Origin of the sequence: Frankia sp. BMG5.23 (genome assembly GCF_000685765.2) — a bacterium.
GTDB classification, from domain to species: Bacteria; Actinomycetota; Actinomycetes; order Frankiales; family Frankiaceae; genus Frankia; species Frankia casuarinae.
The window spans coordinates 1-3,536 of the sequence record NZ_JDWE01000125.1; the positions used below are offsets into that span (position 1 = coordinate 1).

Below are 3,536 nucleotides of genomic sequence, written 5' to 3' on the forward strand. Positions count from 1 at the left end.
GCGACCTGGTCGACGGCGGGATGCCCGGACAGCACGGCCTCGATCTCGCCGGGCTCGATCCGGAAACCACGGATCTTCACCTGCGCATCCGCCCGCCCCGCGAACACCAGCCCACCATCGCCGGTCCACCGGGCCAGGTCACCCGTGCGGTACATGCGCTCCCCCGACCCCCCGAACGGGCAGGCCACGAACCGCTCCCCGGTCAACGCGGGACGATTGAGATAGCCACGGGCCAGCCCGGCACCCGCCACATAAAGCTCACCGACCACCCCGGGAGGCACCGGCCGCAGGAACTCGTCCAACACATACGTCCGGACACCCGGCAACGGGCCACCCACCACACTGCCCGTCCCCGCCACCACCCGCTCCCGGTCCAACGCGATGTGCGTGACATGGACCGTCGTCTCGGTAATGCCGTACATGTTGACCAACACCGGGACGTCGCCGGGATACCGGTCATACCACTGCCGCAACCGGGCAGGTTCCAGCGCCTCACCACCGAACACCACATACCGCAACGAGGAACCGACCCCGGCAGCAGCCAACTCACCGATCACCTGATAGAACGCCGACGGAGTCTGGCTGAGCACCGTCACACCCGTCCGGCTCAGCAACTCAACGAACTCCCGCGGCGACCGACTCACCGAGTGCGCCACCACCACAACCCGGCCACCGAGCAGCAACGCACCGAACATCTCCCACACCGAAAAATCGAAGGCATAGGAGTGGAACAAACTCCACACATCATCGGCGCCCAGCCCGTACACCCGACCCGCCGTCTCGATGAGGGCAGCCACATTACGCTGCGGAATCAGCACACCCTTCGGCGTACCCGTCGACCCCGACGTATAGATCACATACGCCGGATGCCCCGGCCGCAACGACCGGACCCGCTCGGCATCCCGCACCGCCGTACCAGGCAGCCCAGCCAGCACACGAACCGTATCCGGGGCGTCCACGACAACCCTGACCGCCCCGTGCTCAGGCAACGCCCCCACGGTCCGCGCCGTACCCAACGTCACCACGGGAGCGGCATCGGCCAGCATAAACGCCTGCCGGGCGGCCGGATACTCCGGATCCACCGGCAGATAAGCCGCCCCCGCCTTCAGCACCGCCAGCAACGCCACCACCATCTCCACCGACCGGGGCAACGCCACCGCCACAATCCGTTCCGGCCCCACCCCCAAACCCACCAACAGACGAGCCAGCCGGTTCACCGCGGCATCCAACTCCGCATAGGTCAACCGCACATCCTCACAGACCACCGCCACCGCATCAGGCCGCGCGACCACCTGCGCCTGAAACATCTCCGGCAACGTCCTGGCCGACACCCCAACAGCAGAGCCACCAACAGCGGTGCCGTTCCACGCCCGCACCACCAGGTCATACTCACCGTCCGCCAGCACATCCACCTGACTCAACCGCAGACCAGGATCAGCCCCCACCACCTCAAGCAACCGAACCAGACGCCCCACCAGCCCCTCCGCGGTCGACCGATCGAACAGATCAGCCGAATACTCCAAAACCCCAGCCAGCCCCGCCGCACCACCCTCGGCATCACGATGCTCGGTCAACGCCAAAGACAGGTCGAACTTGGCGGTCTCGATCTCCCCGGAGCCGTGCCGCTCGACCACCAGCCCGGGCAGTTCCCAGCCCGAGGTCCGGGGAGCGTTCTGGAAGGTCAGCATGACCTGGAACAACGGATGCCGGGCCAACGAACGAACCGGCTGCACCTCCTCCACCAACCGCTCAAACGGCACATCCTGATGCGCATAGGCAGCCAGATCCACCTCACGCACCCGACCCACCACCTCAGCAAACGACGGATCACCACCAAGACCGACCCGCAACACCAACGTATTGACAAAAAACCCGACCAGATCATCCAACGCCGCCGCACCCCGACCCGCCACCGCCGTCCCCACCGGAATATCAACCCCCGCACCCAACCGCGACAGCAACACCGCCACCGCCGCCTGCACCACCATGAACAACGTCGCCTGCCCCGCCCGCGCCACCTCCACCAACCGCCCATGCACCCCCGCACCCACCCGCACCGGCACCGCCCCACCCCGATAACTCGCCACCGCCGGACGCGGCCGATCCACCGGCAACACCAACTCCACCGGAAGACCCGCCAAAGCAGAACGCCAATACCCCAACTGCGCACTCAACAAACTACCCGGATCAGACTCACTCCCCAACACCGCACGCTGCCACAACGCATAATCCGCATACTGCACCGGCAACCCCACCCACGACGGCGCCCGCCCCGACAACCGCGCCGCATACGCCGCCGACAAATCACGCCCCAACACCCCCATCGACCAGCCATCCGCCGCAATATGATGCACCACCACCACCAGAACATGCTCCCGCGCGGACACCACGAACAACGACACCCGCCACGGCAACTCCCGCCCCACATCAAAACCCCGCCCCACCTCCGCCCGCAGCAACAACGGCACATCCTCCGCCGCCACCTCCACCACCGACAACACGGGAGAGCCCTCCCGCACCTCCTGCCGGGGAACGCCGCCGGTATCGGGAAACACCGTCCGCAGGCTCTCGTGTCGCAACGCGACGTCGCCCAGCGCCGCCCGCAGGGCCGCCACGTCGAGCTCGCCGGTGAGCCTCAGCGCGAACGGCATGTTGTAGACCGCCCCACCCTCTTGGAAGCGGTTGAGGAACCACATCCGGGTCTGGCCGTACGACAGCGGAACCACCGCCGGGCGGACCGCCCGGACCAGCGCCGCCCGGGGCCGTCCGCCGCCGTCGAGCAGCCGGGCGACGCCCGCCGGCGTCGGCGNGNCGAANAGCNNNCGGATGTTCACCTCGACGTCCAGCNNNNCCNGNANNCGNGCGATCAGCCGCATCGCGAGCAGGGAATCGCCACCCAGCTCGAAGAACCCGTCGTCGNCCCCCACCCGATCAAGCCGCAACACCTCCGCAAACAACGAACACAACACCTCCTCGACCGCGGTACGCGGCGCCCCCCCAGTCACCAACCCACCGAAATCCGGCGCCGGCAACGCCCCACGATCAAGCTTGCCATTAGGCGTCACCGGCAACGCCGGCAACGCAACAACCCCCGCCGGAACCAGATACTCCGGCAACCGCTCCGCCGCGAACTCCCGCACCGCACGACCATCAACATCCCCCGGCACCACATAACCCACCAGATACCTGTGACCCGGCCGATCCTCCCGAGCCACCACCACCACCCGAGTCACCCCCGGAAACACCGCCAAAACCGCCTCAACCTCACCCACCTCAACCCGAAACCCACGAATCTTAAGCTGCGTGTCCGCCCGCCCCACAAACACCAACTCACCAGCAGCAGTCCACCGAACCAGATCCCCCGACCGGTACATCCGCTCCCCAGACCCGGAAAACGGACACGCCACAAACCGCTCACCGGTCAACCCCGCACGAGCCCAGTAACCACGAGCCAGCCCCGGACCCGCAAGATAAAGCTCACCGACCACCCCCGGCGGCACCGGCTGCAGCAGATCATCCAGCACATAGGTCCGGGT

Annotated in this window: 1 pseudogene; it reads right to left on the reverse strand. The window is 67.2% G+C overall.

What is annotated here, in order from left to right:
- A pseudogene (locus tag BMG523DRAFT_RS21915) lies at window positions 1–3,245 on the reverse strand (amino acid adenylation domain-containing protein); the annotation flags it as partial.
- Between the last annotated feature and the right edge of the window lie 291 nt (window positions 3,246–3,536).